The sequence below is a fragment of the Pseudomonas sp. MCal1 genome, from assembly GCF_026341415.1.
Classification (GTDB): Bacteria; Pseudomonadota; Gammaproteobacteria; order Pseudomonadales; family Pseudomonadaceae; genus Aquipseudomonas.
This window is the reverse complement of sequence record NZ_JAKUMP010000006.1, coordinates 1-18693: the sequence shown is the minus strand read 5'-3', so window position 1 is coordinate 18693 and position 18693 is coordinate 1. Positions and strand designations below refer to the sequence as shown.

General features: G+C 61.2%; 15 protein-coding genes. 9 read left to right on the top strand and 6 right to left on the bottom strand.

Annotation, left to right across the window (positions count from 1 at the left end):
* Positions 1-195 precede the first annotated feature (195 nt).
* The 5 genes from MKZ87_RS11490 to MKZ87_RS11470 all read left to right on the top strand — a co-directional run bounded on the left by MKZ87_RS11490 (position 196) and on the right by MKZ87_RS11470 (position 7179).
* Positions 196-1614 carry a short-chain fatty acid transporter gene (locus MKZ87_RS11490; RefSeq protein WP_085701824.1) on the top strand — a complete coding sequence of 473 codons (1419 nt, stop codon included), beginning with the start codon at positions 196-198 and terminating at the stop codon, positions 1612-1614.
* 199 nt (positions 1615-1813) lie between these two features.
* Positions 1814-3511: a molecular chaperone HscC gene (locus MKZ87_RS11485; protein WP_085700915.1), complete on the top strand. Its 1698-nt coding sequence runs from the start codon at positions 1814-1816 to the stop codon at positions 3509-3511.
* 11 nt (positions 3512-3522) lie between these two features.
* Positions 3523-5235, top strand: coding sequence for a J domain-containing protein (locus MKZ87_RS11480; RefSeq protein ID WP_266200922.1), 1713 nt, complete (start codon positions 3523-3525; stop codon positions 5233-5235).
* Between the two features lie 62 nt (positions 5236-5297).
* Entirely contained in the window at positions 5298-6470 is a 1173-nt protein-coding gene (locus tag MKZ87_RS11475; RefSeq protein WP_266200921.1) for a hypothetical protein, read from the top strand.
* Positions 6471-6651: 181 nt separating this feature from the next.
* Positions 6652-7179, top strand: a complete 528-nt coding sequence (locus MKZ87_RS11470; RefSeq protein ID WP_085700918.1) for a lysine methyltransferase — start codon at positions 6652-6654, stop codon at positions 7177-7179.
* 8 nt (positions 7180-7187) lie between these two features.
* Here MKZ87_RS11470 and can read toward each other — a convergent pair whose 3' ends face one another.
* Complete coding sequence (gene can, locus MKZ87_RS11465) at positions 7188-7832, bottom strand: carbonate dehydratase (RefSeq protein WP_007951756.1); 645 nt, start codon at positions 7830-7832, stop codon at positions 7188-7190.
* Positions 7833-7974: 142 nt separating this feature from the next.
* Here can and MKZ87_RS11460 point away from each other — a divergent pair, with 142 nt between their 5' ends.
* Positions 7975-8379 (top strand): serine kinase/phosphatase, encoded by a 405-nt coding sequence (locus tag MKZ87_RS11460; protein ID WP_266200919.1) that lies wholly within the window; start codon positions 7975-7977, stop codon positions 8377-8379.
* Between the two features lie 125 nt (positions 8380-8504).
* Here the strand turns inward: MKZ87_RS11460 and rimI are convergent, their stop codons facing one another.
* Positions 8505-8957 (bottom strand): ribosomal protein S18-alanine N-acetyltransferase, encoded by a 453-nt coding sequence (gene rimI / locus MKZ87_RS11455; protein WP_266200918.1) that lies wholly within the window; start codon positions 8955-8957, stop codon positions 8505-8507.
* 4 nt (positions 8958-8961) lie between these two features.
* Positions 8962-9696 carry an energy transducer TonB gene (locus tag MKZ87_RS11450; RefSeq protein WP_266201042.1) on the bottom strand — a complete coding sequence of 245 codons (735 nt, stop codon included), beginning with the start codon at positions 9694-9696 and terminating at the stop codon, positions 8962-8964.
* Between the two features lie 231 nt (positions 9697-9927).
* On the opposite strand from MKZ87_RS11450, the gene mksB reads away from it, so the two are divergent.
* The 3 genes from mksB to mksF are packed head-to-tail and all read left to right on the top strand — an operon-like array spanning position 9928 to position 14748.
* Positions 9928-11220 carry an Mks condensin complex protein MksB gene (gene mksB, locus MKZ87_RS11445; protein WP_170929660.1) on the top strand — a complete coding sequence of 431 codons (1293 nt, stop codon included), beginning with the start codon at positions 9928-9930 and terminating at the stop codon, positions 11218-11220.
* Positions 11210-11911, top strand: a complete 702-nt coding sequence (mksE, locus tag MKZ87_RS11440) for an Mks condensin complex protein MksE (RefSeq protein ID WP_007951764.1) — start codon at positions 11210-11212, stop codon at positions 11909-11911. The genes mksB and mksE overlap by 11 nt, the downstream gene beginning before the upstream one ends.
* Positions 11908-14748 carry an Mks condensin complex protein MksF gene (gene mksF, locus MKZ87_RS11435; RefSeq protein ID WP_266200917.1) on the top strand — a complete coding sequence of 947 codons (2841 nt, stop codon included), beginning with the start codon at positions 11908-11910 and terminating at the stop codon, positions 14746-14748. The genes mksE and mksF overlap by 4 nt, the downstream gene beginning before the upstream one ends.
* A gap of 213 nt (positions 14749-14961) precedes the next feature.
* Here the strand turns inward: mksF and MKZ87_RS11430 are convergent, their stop codons facing one another.
* The 3 genes from MKZ87_RS11430 to MKZ87_RS11420 are packed head-to-tail and all read right to left on the bottom strand — an operon-like array spanning position 14962 to position 18527.
* Positions 14962-17265: a PqiB family protein gene (locus MKZ87_RS11430; protein ID WP_085700924.1), complete on the bottom strand. Its 2304-nt coding sequence runs from the start codon at positions 17263-17265 to the stop codon at positions 14962-14964.
* Complete coding sequence (locus tag MKZ87_RS11425) at positions 17258-17881, bottom strand: paraquat-inducible protein A (protein WP_007951771.1); 624 nt, start codon at positions 17879-17881, stop codon at positions 17258-17260. Before MKZ87_RS11425 ends, MKZ87_RS11430 begins: the two co-directional genes overlap by 8 nt.
* Entirely contained in the window at positions 17868-18527 is a 660-nt protein-coding gene (locus tag MKZ87_RS11420; protein WP_085701831.1) for a paraquat-inducible protein A, read from the bottom strand. Before MKZ87_RS11420 ends, MKZ87_RS11425 begins: the two co-directional genes overlap by 14 nt.
* Positions 18528-18693 lie beyond the last annotated feature (166 nt).

Genomic DNA, 18693 nt, shown 5'->3' with positions numbered 1-18693 from the left:
AAGAACTCTGGCAGGCAAAAAACCAAGGCGCCCATGGTCTACGCAAACGGGCCGATCGACAACCCGTTAGACCATAGTCTGATTCAGTGAAACACGGTCACAAAAATCCGCCGGTTGATTTACTGTTGGCACCTGTCCAGACGGGCCGGCCAAGCCCCGAAGACCACAATAAACATAAAAATCCGAGGTACTCCCGTGGCCGTTGATATCGAAGATAGCCGCTCTGCGCGCTTTGCCTTGCGCTGCTCCAGTTTTGCCGAACGCTGGTTTCCCGACTCCTGGGTGTTCGCCGCACTTGCCGTGATCATCGTCGCACTGGCCACCCTGGCCATGGGCGCCAAGCCCACCGATGCCGCCATGGCCTTCGGCGACGGTTTCTGGAGCCTGATCCCCTTCACCATGCAGATGGCCTTCGTGGTGATCGGCGGTTATGTCGTGGCCAGTTCGCCGCCTGCCGTGAAACTGATCGATCGCCTGGCGCGGATCCCGAAGAACGGTCGCTCGGCCGTGGCCTGGGTCGCGCTGATCTCGATGGTCGCGTCCTTGTTGAACTGGGGCCTGTCGCTGGTGTTCGGCGGTTTGCTGGTCCGCGCCCTCGCCCGCCGCACCGATCTGAAAATGGACTACCGCGCCGCCGGTGCCGCCGCCTACCTTGGCCTCGGCGCCGTGTGGGCGCTGGGCCTGTCGTCGTCCGCCGCGCAGTTGCAGGCCAATCCGGCCAGCCTGCCGCCGTCGATCCTGTCGATCACCGGGGTGATCCCGTTCACCCAGACGATTTTCCTCTGGCAGTCGGGGGTGATGCTGCTGGCGCTGATCGTGATTTCGATCATCATCGCCTACGCCACCGCACCCGGTCCGAACTCGGCGCGTGACGCCAAGGACTGCGGCATCGACCCGGCCTTCAACCTGCCGCCGCTGCAACCGCGCACCCGGCCCGGCGAGTGGCTGGAGCACAGCCCGCTGCTGATCATCCTGTTGGTCTTGCTGGCGGCCGGTTGGCTGTTCCACGAGTTCTCGACCAAACCTGCGATCACCGCGATTTCCGGGCTCAATACCTATAACTTTCTGTTCATCATGCTCGGCGCGTTACTGCACTGGCGCCCGCGCAGTTTCCTCGATGCGGTGTCGCGCGCCGTGCCGACCACCACCGGGGTGCTGATCCAGTTCCCGCTGTACGGCTCGATTGCCGCGCTGATGACCACGGTCAAGGGCACCGATGCCCAGACCCTGGCTCATCACATCTCGACGTTCTTCGTCAGCATCGCTTCCCACGACACCTATGCGTTGCTGATGGGCGTGTACTCGGCGATTCTCGGTTTCTTCATTCCGTCTGGCGGCGGCAAGTGGATCATTGAGGCGCCGTACGTGATGCAGGTGGCCAACGATCTGAACTATCACCTTGGCTGGGCGGTACAGATCTACAACGCCGCCGAAGCCCTGCCGAACCTGATCAACCCGTTCTACATGCTGCCGCTGCTGGGCGTGCTGGGGCTGAAGGCGCGGGATCTGATCGGTTTCTCGTTCGTGCAATTGCTGGTGCATACGCCGCTGGTGCTGGCGCTGCTGTGGGCGCTGGGCACGACGCTTTCGTATTTGCCGCCCGTCATGCCTTAAACGATAACGACAGGGTGCTGGCTCCAGCGCCCTGTCTTTGCTTTCGACAAACGCCCCGAACGATCCCTTCTGCGGCTGCCTGTCGCAAATAATGGCTCAGAGCCATCATCTTTCTTTACCGCGCCACTGCCTCGGTAATATTCTTGCGCGCCCAATATCTGTTTCATTTTTTGTCTGAGCGCAAAGGGAGTTCGTTGCAATGATCGTCGGGATTGACCTGGGAACCACCAACAGCCTTGTTGCCGTATGGCGCGGCGATGCCACTGAGTTGGTGCCCAACGCCCTGGGGCAGTTTCTGACACCCAGCGTGGTGGGCCTGGACGATCAGGGCCGGATTCTGGTCGGGCAAGCCGCCCGCGAACGCCTGCACACTCATCCGCGCCTGACTGCGTCGCTGTTCAAACGCCATATGGGCAGTGCGACGGAGGTCTACCTCGGGGATAAAAAATTCCGTCCCGAAGAGCTGTCGGCGCTGGTGCTCAAGAGCCTGAAAGAAGACGTCGAGCGCACCTACGGCCAGACCGTCACGGAAGCCGTGATCAGCGTGCCGGCCTATTTCAGCGACGCCCAGCGCAAGGCCACGCGCATCGCCGGTGAACTGGCGGGCCTGAAAGTCGAAAAGCTGATCAACGAACCCACCGCCGCCGCACTCGCCTACGGCCTGCACCAACGGGACAAGGAAACGTCGTTCCTGGTGTTCGACCTGGGTGGCGGCACGTTCGACGTGTCGATTCTCGAACTCTTCGAGGGCGTCATGGAAGTGCGCGCCAGCGCCGGTGACAACTTCCTCGGCGGCGAGGATTTCGACAATGTGCTGCTTGAGCACTTTATCGATCAGCATCGCAACGTCTCGGACTTCCCCGAGCGCTCCACCATCCTCCAGCCCCTGCGCCGCGAAGCCGAGCGCGTACGCCGCGCACTGGGCCAGGACGCCAGCACCGAATTCAGATTGCAGGTCGGCGAAAAGCAATGGACGCAGACCATCACTCAGGCGCAGATGGCGACGTTGTACATGCCGCTGCTCGAACGCCTGCGCGCGCCGATCGAACGGGCCCTGCGGGACGCACGCATCCGCGTCAGCGACCTCGATGAGATCCTGCTGGTCGGCGGCACCACCCGCATGCCGCTGGTGCGCAAACTTGCCGCCGGGCTGTTCGGCCGTTTCCCGTCGATCAGCCTCGATCCGGATCAGGTCGTGGCTCAGGGCGCCGCGATTCAGGCAGCACTCAAGGCCCGTTCGGCCGCGCTGGAAGAAGTGGTGCTCACCGATGTCTGTTCCTACACCCTGGGGATCGAGACTTCCACGCAGGTCGGTCGCCAGTATGAAAGCGGTCACTACTTGCCGATCATCGAACGCAACAGCATCGTCCCGGTCAGCCGGGTGAAAACCGTGCAGACCCTTCACGACAACCAGGAACAGGTCGTCGTGAAGATCTTTCAGGGCGAAAGCCGCCTGGTCAAAGACAACGTGGCGCTCGGCCAACTGGACATCAAGGTGCCCAAGCGCAAGGCCGGCGAAGTCGAGCTGGATGTGCGCTTCACCTACGACAACAACGGCTTGCTCGAAGCCCAGGTCAGCATTCCCCTGACCGGTCAGCAACACTCGCTGGTCATCGAGAACAACCCCGGCGTGCTGACGCCCGAGGAGATCCAGCAGCGCCTGCAAGCCCTGGCGCAACTGAAGATCCATCCGCGCGAGCAGCAGGTGAACACTCTGCTCAGTGCACGGTTGGAACGTCTCTATCAGGAAAGCCTGGGCGACCTGCGCGATCAGATCGGCTACTGGGCCAAGCAATTCCAGCAGGCGCTGGATTCCCAGGACGAGCGGCAGATCCGTGAAACCCGTACCGAACTGAGCAAACAGTTGAGCGCCCTCGACCGTAACCCTTGGCAGTAAGGAAGCACGACATGGAATGCTGGTCTGTCCTGCAACTGCCCGAAGACGCCGGGCTGCGTGATATCAAGCGCAGCTATGCGCGCCTGCTGAAAGTCTTTCGGCCCGATGAGGATGCCGCAGGTTTTCAGCGCCTGCGCGAAGCCTATGAGCGCGCGCTGTCGATTGCCCAATGGCGCCTTGAAAACGAGGAGACCGAGGAGCACGGCGACGTCATGCTGGCTCCGGGGATCGCCGCGCTGGCGGTACAAGAGCAGGCCATGGCTCAGCCACTGCAGAAGACCGGAACCGATGCGTGGGATTACCCTTCGCCGCCATTCGAACCGGTGACCCCGGCCGCGCCCGAAGCACCGCTCGAGTCGCCGGTCTTGCGGGTACAGCCCCTGAATCCGGAGCCTGTGGAACCGACCGTTGATCCGGCCGTTGAAGCCGCGTCGCAATTGCTGAACGGCCTCTCGGACACCAATCTGGACCAACGCTGGGAGCAAGCGCGCCAGCAAGATTGTGCGCAAGCGTTCCAGACACTGTTGCTGACGTTGTGCTTCGACCATCCCGCCCTGCGCCTTTCGATTGCCCGTTGGGCAGTGCAGCACCTCGGATGGCTGGGCCCGTGGCAGGAGATCGTGATCGGCGACGGGCAGCGCGGCATTCTTGCCACCGAGTTGCTGATGGACTACCGGCAATCGCTGGAGGCATTGCTCGCCTCGCAGAACGAGCGTGAATTTCTCGCGCAGCTCAAGACTTATACGGCCCAACCCTGGCTCCAGGTGTTCGACCGTCGGGAACACTGGCAGCAGATCATCCTGCAACTGCTGCAGGACACGGAATGGAGCGTGCCGCTGTTCGACCGTGTGTCCCAACTGTTCGGCTGGGACGACACCAAGGGCATTCATCCGCAACCGGACTGGCTCTGGCAGGCGCTGATTGAGCGCTGCAACCAGGAAAGCCTCTACGACACCCTGTGCGCCCGGGCCGAAGATCAGCGCAACGGGTCGCCCGACGCGCTCGCCGCGCGGATGCTGATCAGCCCGATGAAGCCGCGGCAACAGAAAGACATGACCGACCGGTTCATTCCGGCTGACTGGCAGGCCTGCCAGCAACTGTCGGAAACCCTCAAGTGGCGCTTCCCCGACCTGCTCGCCCGTTTGCCGTACGCCGACGTTTTCTACTGGCGACGGTTTTTGCCACGCTACATCGCCGCCGAAACCTGGTTGCGGTCATGGGCTGCGATTGCGCTGGCGCTGTGGCTGTTCTATCTGCCTGCCGAGCACAAGACCACGGCCATGAGCATCGTCATTCCCCTGGCCTTCGCCTGTGTTCCTGTCTGGTTTTTCCGGATCGGCTTGAGTTATTGGTTTCTGATCAGCGCCCATTTGATCGTCCAGGATCTGTGGTTGACCGAAAGGATCATTCCACGCCGATGGAACCCTGATACACGCTGGCTCGTGCTGCGCCATGGCCTGCCGCAAGCCGTCATGATCCTGCTGTTCTCGGTCATGCTCGGAGGTCTGGGAGCCTTCACCTACATCGGGGTGATCCTGATCGGGCTCTGGCACAAGCGGCGCATCGGTACGCTCGACCCGGAGTTCAGCGACAAGCACCCTTGGCTGACCGCGCTGCATTGGGCGCATTTCAGCCCGCTGCAACTGCTGTTTCTGGTGGTCATGACCGGCGTGATTCTCGCCAGTCAGCTCGGTTATTCGCTGAAACTCCTGTTCCCCGGCTAGGCTAGATGCGGGCCGGATTGCCCCTCCACCAAGGTTTTACCCTCGCTGAAAAGGATCTGAGCATGTTGAAACTTGCAGGCCTCACCCTCGCGGCGCTCACGTTGAGCGCCGCCGCCCACGCCGATGTCGACCTGAAACTGGGCAGCACCGAGCGCGTTACCCGTCTCTTCGCCTACCCCAACAATTGCAGCGTGATCTGCTTTCGCAACTGGACGCTGGAGCAGACCGTCGCCCATTACCTGAGCCAGAGCGTGCAGCGCGACGGCTACACCAACGCCAAAGTGCTGGTGAAAAACGACAACGATCAGCTCTACGCCGAAATCAGCGGCGTACCGAAGGGCTACGACAAACCGCTGACCGCGCTGCTGGACGCCGGCGACCTGGCCTATAACGGCGCCAGCAAACTCAACGCCGACGGCAAATGGGCGTACAGCTGGTACCTGTTCCTGCCACTCGGCATGGCTCTGGAAAACCGTAAAAGTGTCGAGCTGCTGCACTTCCCGCCGGATTACTCGCTGACCCAGGCCCAGGATTACCTGCGCTCGAACACCACCGACCGCTGGGCCGCGCTGCTGACCGACAATGGCATCCCCGCCGATCAGACGCCGGCTTACCAGACCATCATCGACATCGCCCCGATCGCCGCGCCCGCCAGCGCCGGCAAGGATCTGGAAGGCGTGTACGACTATTTCAAGGATTACCAGACCACCATGGTCAAGCAGGTCAGCCAGAACGCCAGCGGCGCCGTGCTGCCGATGGTTGCCTTTGGTGCGCCGGTGCGTAACTGGATCAAGCAGCAATACGGGGCGACCGTGAACGTACTGGGTCTGGCAACCATCAGCCCGAGCGCGGGCGTGAACGTGCCGGTGCTGGGTTCCAACCACCCGAGCTACATCTGGTACGCCGCCGATCCGAGCAACTACACCGGCGACGATGCCCAGGCCAAGGCCGATGCAGCCGGTCTGAAGGTGATGGGACAAGATTTGAGCGCCGCCTGCTGGCAGGCCGGAATGGGCAGCAAACCCGGCACCGATCCCAAGACCCTGCTCAACAGCTGCACCCAGACCTGGCAAGTGACACAGAAAGCCAAGACCTGCGAGCTGTTCTACACCACGATCCGCAACCAGACCGTGGCACAAGCGGACAAGACCTGCTCGACCGCACCGATCAAATCCCAGCTGCAACAGCTGAAAAGCCCGCTGCCGGACATGGCCGCGCCCGCCGCCCATCTCTGAACGGACATGTGGTGCTCCCGTGTCAGTCCTGGCTGACGCGGGAAAGCGTCTATTTCGACTGTCAGATCTGACAGTAGACCGCTAGGGTAATTTGCAGGATCTTGGATCCAATCAGCGTGTTGCAGGACTGACAGGACGTCAGCCGACGGAAGTCGCGACACCGAAGCCAACAGGGACCGTTATGAACACATACGCATTACCGGGCAAACCGGCACGCGATACCGAAGGCATTTATCCTTTTGCCGGACTCCCCGTCCGCCTCGGATTTCCGTCGAAGCAGGATTTCCAGATTGTTCACGACCCCGAAGGGGTGGCCACCGCTGTCATAGCGTGCCGGGCATTCCTGCGAATCACCCGAATGTGTCGGGTTTCAGGCCAACTGCTGCCTTATCGCTGTCGGCAGACCCGGCAGATGCTGGCCGGTATCCATCTCTACGATCCGCGCTTTTGCGGCGCGTTCGAGCATTGCTGCGACCCGAACACCTTTCTCGACATGAGCGAGTTATGGGTGTGGGCCCTGCGAGATATTGTCGAGGGAGAACGGCTGACGGTGGACTACACCGCCACCGAAGACAAACTGCTGCGCCAGTTCGCCTGCGGTTGCGGGTCCTCGCGCTGCCGTGGGTGGATCACCGGTTACGACGAATCACCCAATCTTGAAGGCCAGCGCTATCTGCTGAGCTGGCGGCGTCGGCAAGGTTTACGCTGAACGACCGATCAAGGCGCGCCGACCGGGCGCAAGCGGTATTGCGGCGGCAATTGCTCGAAACCGCTGATCGTGGTGTTCAGGCTCTTCCAGCGACCATCCTTGATGCCGTAGATGCAGCCGTGGATCGACAGGCTCTGCCCGCGATGCCAGGCGTTCTGGATGATGCTGGTGTGGGCGACGTTGGCCACTTGCTGGATCACATTGAGCTCGCACAGACGATCGACCTGTTCTTCTTCGGTCGGCAGCTTGGCCAGTTCTTCGCGCTTTTCGTAGTACAGGTCGCGGATCGAACGCAGCCAGCCGTCGATCAGGCCGAACTGGCGATCCTGCATCGACGCCCGCACACCGCCGCAGCCGTAGTGCCCGGTCACCAGAATGTGTTTGACCTTGAGCACGTCCACCGCGTACTGGATCACCGACAGGCAGTTGAGGTCGGTGTGCAGCACCACGTTGGCGACGTTGCGGTGAACGAACAGATCGCCCGGCAGCATGCCGACGATTTCGTTGGCCGGCACCCGAGCGTCGGAGCAGCCGATCCACAGATATTCCGGTGTCTGCTGGCGGGCCAGCTTGGCGAAGAAATCCGGGTCTTCCTTGGTGATCGCGTCAGCCCAACGCTCGTTGTTATCAATCAGGTCTTGTAAGTCATGCATGCTGTAAGGCCTCAAGAAAGATGCGCTGGTATGACAGTCGACCGCCGGTCGGGGTCACTCCGGAATCAAGGGTGATTTGCTTTGAATTTCTGGTGCGCCCGGTGAGTCCATCCCAGTAAGGCCCACAGTATGAGGAATTGCCATGACTGATTCACGACGTCCCTTCGATGCGGTGCAACCGGAGCCCATCGATGATAACGAAGACCGCATGGGTTCAGTGCATGAGCTGGACTTCGACGACGAACAGCCCAGCGCGAAGATCGGCGAGGAACTGCCCGAGCGCGAGCGCGAACAGTTGTTGCCCCGTGAGCGTGTGCGCGAAGCGGGTTTTACCGGGGCATCGACCGCCGACCATGAGCCCACCGACGATGACCTGAGCCCGGAAACCCTGATCCGTGAGGACGGTGCCCGGGATGCCCAGGAGCTCGGCGGCGACAATCAGGCCGATTGGGATCTGAGCGTGGTCGACGAGGACGACATCGGCGGCGGCAACGGACTGGATGAGGCGGAGCTGGCGCGCCGCGATCCGCTGGATCGCAAGCGTTGATTTGTATTGCCTGACAGGACGCCATCGCGGGCAAGCCCGCTCCCACAGAGATCCGGGTCGTACTCAAATTATGTATACGACACTAAAACCTGTGGGAGCGGGCTTGCCCGCGATGCTTCAACGTTTCAATTGACCAGCGTGCAGGCCATGACCACGGCATCTTCACGCCCGCCGACCGCCGGGTAGTAATCCCGGCGCCGGCCGATCTCGTTGAAGCCATAGTGTTCGTACAGGCGAAAGGCTGACGTGTTGCTGTCGCGCACTTCCAGGAAACATTCCCGGGCATCGGCCGCGTAGGCGCGGGACATCAGGTATTCGAGCAGGGTCAGCCCCAGTCCGCGCCCTTGGTTTTCCGGCTTGACTGTGATGTTGAGCAAGTGCGCCTCATCGAGGATGATCTGCACCACCCCGTGTCCCACTTGCTGCTCACCTTCGAACATCAGCCAGATCTGGTACTTGCCCAGGCCGTCGAGAAAAATCCCGCGGGTCCACGGATGGCTGTACGCGGCGTATTCAATCTTCAGCACAGCGTCCAGATCCGCCTCGGTCATCGGGCGAAACGATACAGCGTCACTCATTCGATTATTTCCAGCGCGCCATCAGCCGACGCATGGCTTGCCACACGGCGGCCTTGCGCTGTGGCTCTTCCATCAACAATTCCAGCCCCGGCACCGCCCACGCCAGGCCCAGACCCTCGATCTGCAACTCACGGTTGAACGCCTCGGCATCCGCTTCACCGGCAAAGCGCACCGCCGGCAGTCCGATCAGCCACAGGCAGGCGCACGGCGCCGCCTCCATCTGCACCGACAGGAAACCCTGGACGAAATCCCGGGCCGCTTCCGGTCCCTGATCCATCGTGCCGCGGTTCAGCCATGGCCAACGCACCGGCTCACCGACAATCTGCGGCGCGTCCGGCAGACCGGCGGCACGCAGCATGTCCTTAAGTAACAGATAGGCAGGATCGCGGGACTGGAAAGCTTCGCCTGTGGGTAACTCCACCAGTAGCAGGCAACGGCCGGCGCGCAGCAATTGCAGGGCAAACCGCGGTGGCGGCACCGGTGCCGGCCTGGACACCACAGGTGTTTCGTCGACTTCTTCGACCGGTTTGGCGCCCGTGCGGGGACTGGCCGGCGAAGGTCGCGCAATCTCGATCTTCGGCCGTTCGACCGGACGCGCGGCCGGCTGCACCGGCGCTTCGACCGGGGTTGCCGGGATCTGCGGCGCGGCAACTTCGGGCTCGGGCATGTCCAGCAGCTCGGGCCGCGACGGGGCGGCAAAGGGCAATTCAGTGCGCGGCAGCCAGTTGACCACCTGCATGGCGTTCAAATAGGCGCGGCGGCGGGACTCGATTAGCAAGGGTCGGCCACTTGTGGATAACTGAAGTGCGCCGATTCTACCGCCCTTCGCTCAAGATCGCGCGCTGTTGATCGATAGTCTTGACCGATAACTTGACGCAAAGAAAAGCGACAGCCCGTCCCGAGAGTGAATCGCATCCTTCGTGATGCAGTACAATCGCGGCTTTTAATCGCCAACCAGCCGGCCATTCCGATGATCGAACCCAAGCGCGTCTTGCGCGCCCTCGCTGAACACTGGGCACTTCTGGAGCCACTGTGCGAGCACTTCGACCAGGGCACCCTGAGCCTCAACGAACTGCGCACGCAACTGGCCGCCCAACAACTGGACAGCACGCCGCAGGACATCACCAGCCTGCTCGACGTGTGGATCCGCCTCGACATTCTGGTTCCCGTGGCGAAAAGCCCGAACCGTTTCGAGCTCAATGCGCAGATCCACGATTTCCTGGCCTACCTGCGCCGCGAGCACCGTCTGGGCCTGTGCCTGGAGATCGAAGCCTATCTGCGCCACCTCGAGCGTCTGGCCGGTTATATCCAGGATGCGTTCGACGTCCGTGACGGCAATGATCTGGCCCGTCAGCTGCGCCTGCTCGACATGCGCGTGCGCGACGTTCTGAAGAAACTCGACAACGACGAACAGGCGCTGGTGGCCGTGGCCGAACGGGCCAAGACCAGCGACCGACAGATTCCGCTGCGTCAGCGTTACGCCGAAGTACTGGCGACCTGGGACGAATACGTCGAGCCGATGATCGATCTGGTGAACGCCGACGGCGCCTTCGAACAAGGCGTGCGCAAGGTCGAAACCGTGCTGCTGAAAATGCTCAGCGAACAGCAGCGCCTGGGCCATCTGGTCGATGACGACATGCTGCTGCGCACCCACGCGCGCATACTCGAAATGCAGACCAGCGCCCAGTTGACCCTGCGTCACGCCCGCGAGCTGTTGCTGCCGCTGCGTGAAGAAGCGCGCCGGCACAACGCCGTCACCCGTGGCGCCGCCCTCGCCCTCGCCGCGATTCGCCGCAAAGGCATCGACGCCGTGCCACAAGCCGCGATGCCGTTGTTCACCCGGCCGCAAAGCACCTTCCTCGGCAGCGCCAGTCAGGTCGAAGCCTACGTCTACGCCCTCGCCCGTTTCGAGCCGAAACCGGCGCGTTTCCCCAAAGCACACAAGTCGCAGAAAACCGGCGATGCCCCGCGCGCACCGCGCACCGTGCGCGAGATGGTCGACCGCTGCGAAGAATCCCTGCCGATGCCGGATCTGATGACCTGGCTGCTGGAGCAGGAGCCGGACGGCGCGACCGACGAATTGCTTTACTGGTTCTCGCGCCTGTCGCGGGAAAAACGCTTCAAGCGCGAGCGTCTGGAACGCCGCGAATACCACACTCAGGAGCACCAGGTCAGCCTGCGCTCCTTCGCCCTGCTCTCGGCCGGCGACGCCACCGAGGATTCTGCGAGCACCCTCTCTGCAGGTACGTCTAATGCATCTTGATCTTTCCGAACTGTCGCAACTGGCGCCGATCTTCCGCGAGTTGTTCAAGGGTTACCACGTCAGCCGTCGTGATCCTGAGCTGTATGCACAACTGTCGAATTTCCAGGACCAGTACCGCACGCTGTTCAAGGCACTGGGTTTTGAACTGGTCTGCGACACCCGTGGTTTCTACTACTTCGTGCCGGACATGGCTGCCGCAGCGGTGAACAAGACCGCTCAGCGTCTGGCGCTGTTCACTTTCATCCTGGTGGAGCATCTGGCCGATCAGGGCCGCGATCCGATCGCCGTGCTCGACGGCGGCAGCCTCGGCCGCGAAGAACTGCCGTCGCTGCTGGAAAAGTACCGCGACCTGTTCATCCAGGCCGAAGTGCAGACCGTTGAAGAGCTGGAAGAAAAGATCATGCGCCGCATGACCCAGCTCGGCTTCGCCAGCGAGGAAAACGGCGTGTACCGTTTCCTGCCGCCGATGCACCGCTTCCTAGACGTCTGCCTGTCGGTTCAGCAGGACCGCGACCTGGCGGCCAGCGTGCACAGCGTTCTGCCGCTGCCGGCACCGGTGTTGATCGACGAGGCCGCCGAGGCCAAATTCCTCGCCACCGACGACCCGCTCGATCTCAGCGAATTTGAGGAAGAGAGTGAAGAAGACGCACTGGCCCGCGCCATTGCCGAAGAACAGGAGTCCGATGCATGAGCCAGGAACGCTACGGCATCCGCCGCTTTGCCCTTTTGAACACCGCCGGTTACAGCCTCGGCCTGTTCCCGCTGGAAGAGCCGCTGTCGGTCTACGGCGCGAACAACCTCGGCAAATCCGCCTCGATCAACGCCTTGCAGTTCCCGATCCTGGCGCGCATGTCGGACATGAGCTTCGGCAAGTACAGCCTTGAGCAATCCCGGCGCTTCTACTTTGCTTCCGACACCAGTTACATCCTCGTTGAAGTGAACCTGCCCCACGGCCCGCACGTGATCGGCGTGGTTGGTCGCGGCCCGGGTGGCGGTTTCGGTCACCAGTTCTTCGCCTACGCCGGCAAGCTCGACCTGGCTCACTACCAGAAAAACGACACCTGCCTGCGTCAGAAAGAGCTGTTCAGCAACCTTGAGAAAGAAGGTCTGAAAGCCTACGAACTCAAGCCGGATGAGCTGCGCCGTTTGCTGGTTGGCGGTCACACGTCGATCCCGCTGGATCTGACCCTGATCCCGCTGCGCTCCACCAGCGAGCAGAGCCTGAAGACTTTCCGCGCGCTGTTCATCAACCTGCTGCACATGCGCGAAATCACCGCAGCCAAGCTCAAGCAATTGTTCCTCGATGCCTTCGAACACAGCCTGCGTTCCGGCAGCGTCGATTACATCGCGGCGTGCGAAGAAGCCTTCCGCGACGTGCGGCGCATGGAACAGGATTACAACTCGCTGGTGGCTGCCGGCCCGTTGGTCGAAGCCTTGTCCAATGGCGTGAAGCAGCGCGATGTGCTGCGCGGCAAACTGCATCGCCTGTCGCCACTGCTCGACTCGTTGCTCGGCACCTGGTCGGACTACGCAACGGCGCGCAAGGAAGAGCTGACAATTCAGGCCGAGCACTACCGTCGCGAGCAGGACGACCTGCAAAACGATCAGCGGGGTGGCACTCAGGAACTGATGCGTCTGGAACGGGAAATCTCCGGCATCCAGCGCTGGCTCGGCGAACTGTCGGTACTGAAAAACCGCTTTGCGCTGGTCGATGACGTCAAGGTGCTGGAGCAGCAACTGCTGGCGGCCAAGGACGCTCACGACGAACTGGCCGGTGCACTGGCGCAGTCCCGTCAGTTCAGCGCCGAGGATCTGGAGGAACGTCTTCGCGATCTGGAAAAACGCCTGAAGTCGGTGAAGCAGCAACTCGATCACGCCGACAACAACAGCTACGCGCGCCTGCGCGAAGAGTTCTCGCAGCAGGACGTCGAACGTCTGATGCGCCTGTTCAACAGCGCGCTGTTCAGTCTGCCGCTGGGCGAACATGGCATCACCCTCGACGAGGATGGCGAATGGGTGAAGTCGGTCGAGCTGATCCTCGACGGTTTCAAGGGCGAGCGTTTCGAAGTGCCGGGCCTGTCGATCGACATCTCGCACATCGAGCCGCCGGCGCTGCAAGCGCTGGCCGACCGCGCCGCGCTGCGCGATCAGAAAGAACGCCTGGAAAAAGAGCTCAAGCAGCTCAAGACCCAACAAGCCGTAGCCGCCGACCGCGCTGCGAGCAAGACCCAGACCGAGGCGCTGTACCAGCAGGTACTGGATGCGCAGAAGGCGCTGGAAGACTTCCGTCGCACCCAGACCTTGAGCGCCGAAGAAGGCGACAAGCTCGAGCAACTGGCGCAGATGGAGGCCGCGCAGGACGAACTCAAACGCTCCAGCGATGCGTTCACCGAGCGCGTCCAGCAACTGTCGGCCAAGCTGCAACTGGTCGGCCGGCAGATCGCCGACATGGAAGCCAAGCAACGCACCCTCGACGACGCCCTGCGTCGCCGTCAGCTGTTGCCGGCAGACCTGCCGTTCGGTACGCCGTTCATGGATCCGGTCGACGATTCGATGGACAACCTGCTGCCGCTGCTCAACGACTATCAGGACAGCTGGCAAGGCCTGCTGCGTGCCGACGGTCAGATTGAAGCGCTTTACGCACAGGTTCGCCTTAAGGGCGTGGCCAAGTTCGACAGCGAAGACGACATGGAGCGCCGCCTGTCGTTGCTGATCAACGCTTACGCGCACCGTACCGACGAAGCCCTGACCCTCGGCAAGGCCCGTCGTGCAGCCGTGACCGATATTGCCCGAACCCTGCGCAACATCCGCAGCGACTACGACAGCCTCGAGCACCAACTGGCGCTGTTCAACCGCGAGATCAACAAGCGTCAGGTGTCCAACCTGCAGAGCTTCCGCATCGTGCTCGCACCGAACAAGGAAGCCCTCAAGCACATCGACCAGATCATCCACAGCGCCGGTCAGTACGAAGAAGGCGAAACCCTGTCGGTGTTCGACCTGAGCCAAAGTGCGGAACAGGACAACAAGAACGAAGAGGCCAAGGAATACCTGGCACGGCTGGTGGCGGCGAACCACAACCAGCTTGGCCTCAAGGACTTGTTCGAACTGGCGTTCGAGATCACTAAGGTCAACGGCCAGCCGGTGATCCACACCGATATCGACGGCGCGGCGTCCAACGGCACCACGATGACCATCAAGGCGCTGACCAACATGTACTTGTTGCTGCACTTGATGGACCGCGACCTGGCCGGCCGCGTGCGTCTGCCGTACTATCTCGACGAGGCGGCGGACATCGACGAGAAGAACCAGGCCGCCCTGCTGGAAACCAGCCTGCAACTGGGCTTCGTGCCGATTCTGGCGAGCGTGAAGCCGCAGGTCTGCGCCAGTGTCGCCATCGACCTGGAAGGTGGCAGCGGCCCGGCCGGCATCTACATCGACGAGGCGGACTGGAAGTACATCCGTCGCCACGATGTGGTGAAGGCCACGATCAACGTCGAAGCGGACGAGCCGGAGCTGGATGCGGTTTGATGCGTAACTGACGGGTACAAAAAAGGGCCGCGATCCATTGGATCGCGGCCCTTTTTTATGTCTTGGAATTTTGTGCTGAATGACAGGGCCTCTTCGCGGGCAAGCCCGCTCCCACAGGGATTGATGTCTTACACAAATTTGTATTCAACAAAAAATCTGTGGGAGCGGGCAAGCCCGCGAAGGCGCCCTCAACAACGCCCCATATTTCCCGGATTATTTACCGAGGGGGATTTTCGGCGCCCAGTTCAGCCACTCGTCTTCGAACTTGTCGAACAGCGGGAAGGTTTGTTCGGCGCGGGCCGGATTGCCCATCTTCTCGCCGTCCGGGGTGGCGAAGGCGATACCGCCCTGAATCACTGTTTCAAGCGACTCGGTGCGCATGGTCACGCCTTTGAACAAGCCGATATCGAAACCGACGCCGCTGGTGTTCCAGAAGCGACTGCCGCTGCGCACCAGTGGCGCGTACTTCGGTTCGATCAGGATGTGCACCAGTACGCGATCCGCTGTCTGGCCCAGTTCGTAACCGGTGACTTTGCCCACGGTGATCTCGCGGTAGGTGACCGGCACACCCGGTTTCAGCGAGCCACGACGAGCAGCGCTCAATACCAGACTCAAACCAGCCTCTTGCTTGGTCACCTCCGGTGGATTGGCCAGGGCCACGAAGTTCTTCTGCGGGCCGAGGTTCTTGGCCGCCGGTTGCACTTCGATGTACTGGCCGGTAACCAGGGTCTCCAGGTTCGAGGTCTTGATCAGCCCCAATTCCGGCTTGACCACCCAGAACTGACTGCCGACCCGGGCGATCTTCTCCGGCACTTCAGTGATGCGCGCGGTGAGGATCACCGATTGCAGATCATCGGTCAGGTCGACACTTTCGATCTTGCCGACGTCCAGGCCTTTGAAGCGAACCGGTGTGCCGCTGCGCAGACCGTCCGCGCGATCGACCTTGATGGTGACGACAGCGCCTTTCTGATTCGCTTCGTCGTGGCTGGCGAACAGACGGAAGCGTGGAATGCGTTTTTGCAGCGGTGCCTTGGCTTGCGGCGTTTCGAAGGCGATGCCGCCGGCCATCAGGGTCTGCAACGATTCACTCTTGACCTGAATGCCGCCCGTCAGACCGCCAGTCAGCGTGACGCCGCTGACGTTCCAGAACCGGGTCGAGGCGTTGACCAGGTTTTCGTATTCCTTCTCGATGTGGACGCCGATCACCAGTTGCTTGCGGGTCTTGGAGAACTGATAGCTCTGCACCGAACCGACCTTGACCTGCTTGTAGAGAATCGGGCTGCCGACATCGATCGAACCGAGGGTGTCGGTGAACAGCACAAGGTGCAGCCCGGGTGCGCGCAGATCCAGCGGCGGTGCTTTTGGCCGGGCCTCGAATTCACGTTGTGGCGCACCACCCTTGTCGCCCGGACGGACCGCGATGTAGTTACCTTTGACCAACGCTTCCAGACCGGTGATGCCTGCCAGTGAGATCGAAGGTTTGACCACCCAGAATTGCGTGCCGGTGACCAGATAGTCTTCGGCCAGCGGATCGAGGGTCAGCTCGGCGGTTGCGCTGGACAGGTCCGGATCGATCTTCAGCGCTTTCAGGTTACCGACCTGAATGCCCTTGTACATCACCGGGGTACGCCCGGCCTGCAGGCCTTCGAAATCGCTGAGTTTGACCTTCACACGGATGCCGGCGGCGGCCGCGTCGAAATCTTCATAAAGACGAAACGGCAGGCTCGGATCGGTGGGCGGGCTGTCCTTGCGGTTCTCCGGGGTAGCGAAGGCAATACCGCCGGCGACGATACTGGCAAGAGATTCGCTGCGCACTTTCACGCCGGACAGGTTGGCGTCGATGCTGATGCCGCTGGCGTTCCAGAAACGGGTGTGTTTGCGCACCAGTTTGGCGTAGGTCGGTTCGATGAATACCTTGAGCTCGACCGTGCTCTGGTCTTCCGACAGCACATAACTTTTGATCTGACCGACTTTGATCTGTTTGTAGAAAACCGGGCTGCCACGATTCAACGAACCGAGGCGATCGGCCTTGATGGTCAAGTGCAGGCCGGGCTTGGAATCCGATAGCGGTGGCTCTTCGGCCAGGGCCTTGAACTTGCGAGTCGGCTCGCCTTCGCCGGGGCTGATGGCGACGTAGTTACCCGAAACCAGAGTTTCCAGACCGGTGATCCCGGCCAGGGTCACGCTTGGCTTGACCAGCCAGAATCGGGTGCTGGTCTTGAGGTACTGATCGACATCCTTGTTCATCTCGATGGTCGCGATGACACCTTTGGAGTTGCCTTCATCATCGAGCTTGAGGGCTTTCACCTTGCCGACCGGCATGCCTTTGTAGACCACTTCGGTCTTGTTGGCCTGAATGCCTTCACCACTTTCAAAACGCACCTGAATCTCGATGCCGGTTTCGGTATAGGCACGCCAGCCGAGCCAGCCACCGATAATCAGGGCGATCAGGGGCAACACCCAGATGGCGGACCAGTTCGAAGCCGGTCGGGTTTTCGCTACAGGCAAATCAGTCATGGTCGGCGTCCGACTCCGTGTTATCCCAAATCAGTCGGGGATCGAAAGTGACAGCGGCGAGCATCGTCAGAATCACCACACTGGCGAAGGCGATGGCGCCAAGATTGGCTTCGACGCTGGCAAGCCGGCCGAAGTTGACGACCGCCACCAGAATGGCGATCACGAAAATATCGAGCATCGACCAGCGACCGATGAACTCGATGAAGCGGTACATCCAGATCCGCTGACGGGCGGACAAGGGCTGGCGACGCTGCACAGAAAACAGTAGCAGCGCGATGCCCACCAGTTTGAACGTCGGCACCAGAATACTGGCGATGAATACCACGGCGGCGATCGGAATCATGCCGTGCTGCACCAGTTGGATGACACCGGACATGATCGTGCTCGGATCACCCTGGCCCAGTGAGCTGACCGTCATGATCGGCAATACGTTGGCCGGGATGTAGATAATTGCGGCCGTGATCAGCAGCGCCCAGGTTCGCGCGAGACTATTGGGCCGCCGGGCGTGAACCAGCGCACCGCATCGAGTGCAGGTCTGCACATCGCTGTCGGTATCCTGCCTGTTCAGTTCGTGGCATTCGGTACAGATCAGAATGCCTGCATCAATCGCCCGCATGGGCATCTTCTCCTGATAACGCCTGCCAGATCTGGTGCGGCGACATCACCACTTCGAGCCAGACCTGAACCAGTAACAAGCCGATGAAACACGCCAGACCGAGGCCCACGGTGATAGCTGCCATGTCCGCCAGTTTGACGATTGCGACCAGGACGCCCATCAGGTAGACCTCGAGCATGCCCCAGTCTTTGAGGTGGTGATAAATGCGGTAGAGCAGCAGGCCATAACTGCGTCCGGTGTTGAAACGGATCGTCAGCAACACAATCAATTGGCACAGCAGTTTCAGCAGCGGAATTGCCATGCTGCAAAGGAATACCACCACTGAAACACCGCGCATATCGGTGTTGAAAAGACCGATCACACCGCTCCAGACAGTGTCCTGCGACGATTGCCCGAGAAGATTGAGCTGCATGATGGGTAAAAAGTTCGCCGGCACGTAGAGCAACAACGCGGCAATGACCAGGGCGAGACTGCGCTGCACCACGTTATGACGGTGAGCGTACAGTTCGTAACCGCAGCGTGGACAGAGAGCTTTTTCGCCGTGAGCAAGCTTGGGCTTGCGCATCAGCAGATCGCACTCATGGCAGGCCACCAAGTCATCCAGCGGTAAATCTGACAGCCCGGGGGCGTCAACCGAATCCGACATAAGGGCTCTGACTCCGAAAAAGTTGGGATCTATTCTAGTGTTCTGATTCGAAAATAACTGTGCAAATTTGTTCGCTGACGCGAGCAAAAACTTTCCTGCGGGCAAAACAAAACCCCAACTGCTTTCGCAATTGGGGTTTCGGAATTTAATCTTGACGATGACCTAC

What these genes read in the sequence shown, in the direction of transcription:
- MKZ87_RS11450 (WP_266201042.1), bottom strand. Translation starts at nt 9,696, where the DNA reads ATGCAGGTGGTCAACTGGCTGCCGCGCACTGAATTGCCCTTTGCCGCC.
- MKZ87_RS11480 (WP_266200922.1), top strand. Translation starts at nt 3,523, where the DNA reads ATGGAATGCTGGTCTGTCCTGCAACTGCCCGAAGACGCCGGGCTGCGT.
- MKZ87_RS11460 (WP_266200919.1), top strand. Translation starts at nt 7,975, where the DNA reads ATGACTGATTCACGACGTCCCTTCGATGCGGTGCAACCGGAGCCCATC.
- MKZ87_RS11475 (WP_266200921.1), top strand. Translation starts at nt 5,298, where the DNA reads ATGTTGAAACTTGCAGGCCTCACCCTCGCGGCGCTCACGTTGAGCGCC.
- can (WP_007951756.1), bottom strand. Translation starts at nt 7,832, where the DNA reads ATGCATGACTTACAAGACCTGATTGATAACAACGAGCGTTGGGCTGAC.
- MKZ87_RS11420 (WP_085701831.1), bottom strand. Translation starts at nt 18,527, where the DNA reads ATGTCGGATTCGGTTGACGCCCCCGGGCTGTCAGATTTACCGCTGGAT.
- mksB (WP_170929660.1), top strand. Translation starts at nt 9,928, where the DNA reads ATGATCGAACCCAAGCGCGTCTTGCGCGCCCTCGCTGAACACTGGGCA.
- MKZ87_RS11430 (WP_085700924.1), bottom strand. Translation starts at nt 17,265, where the DNA reads ATGACTGATTTGCCTGTAGCGAAAACCCGACCGGCTTCGAACTGGTCC.
- MKZ87_RS11425 (WP_007951771.1), bottom strand. Translation starts at nt 17,881, where the DNA reads ATGCGGGCGATTGATGCAGGCATTCTGATCTGTACCGAATGCCACGAA.
- mksF (WP_266200917.1), top strand. Translation starts at nt 11,908, where the DNA reads ATGAGCCAGGAACGCTACGGCATCCGCCGCTTTGCCCTTTTGAACACC.
- rimI (WP_266200918.1), bottom strand. Translation starts at nt 8,957, where the DNA reads ATGAGTGACGCTGTATCGTTTCGCCCGATGACCGAGGCGGATCTGGAC.
- mksE (WP_007951764.1), top strand. Translation starts at nt 11,210, where the DNA reads ATGCATCTTGATCTTTCCGAACTGTCGCAACTGGCGCCGATCTTCCGC.
- MKZ87_RS11470 (WP_085700918.1), top strand. Translation starts at nt 6,652, where the DNA reads ATGAACACATACGCATTACCGGGCAAACCGGCACGCGATACCGAAGGC.
- MKZ87_RS11485 (WP_085700915.1), top strand. Translation starts at nt 1,814, where the DNA reads ATGATCGTCGGGATTGACCTGGGAACCACCAACAGCCTTGTTGCCGTA.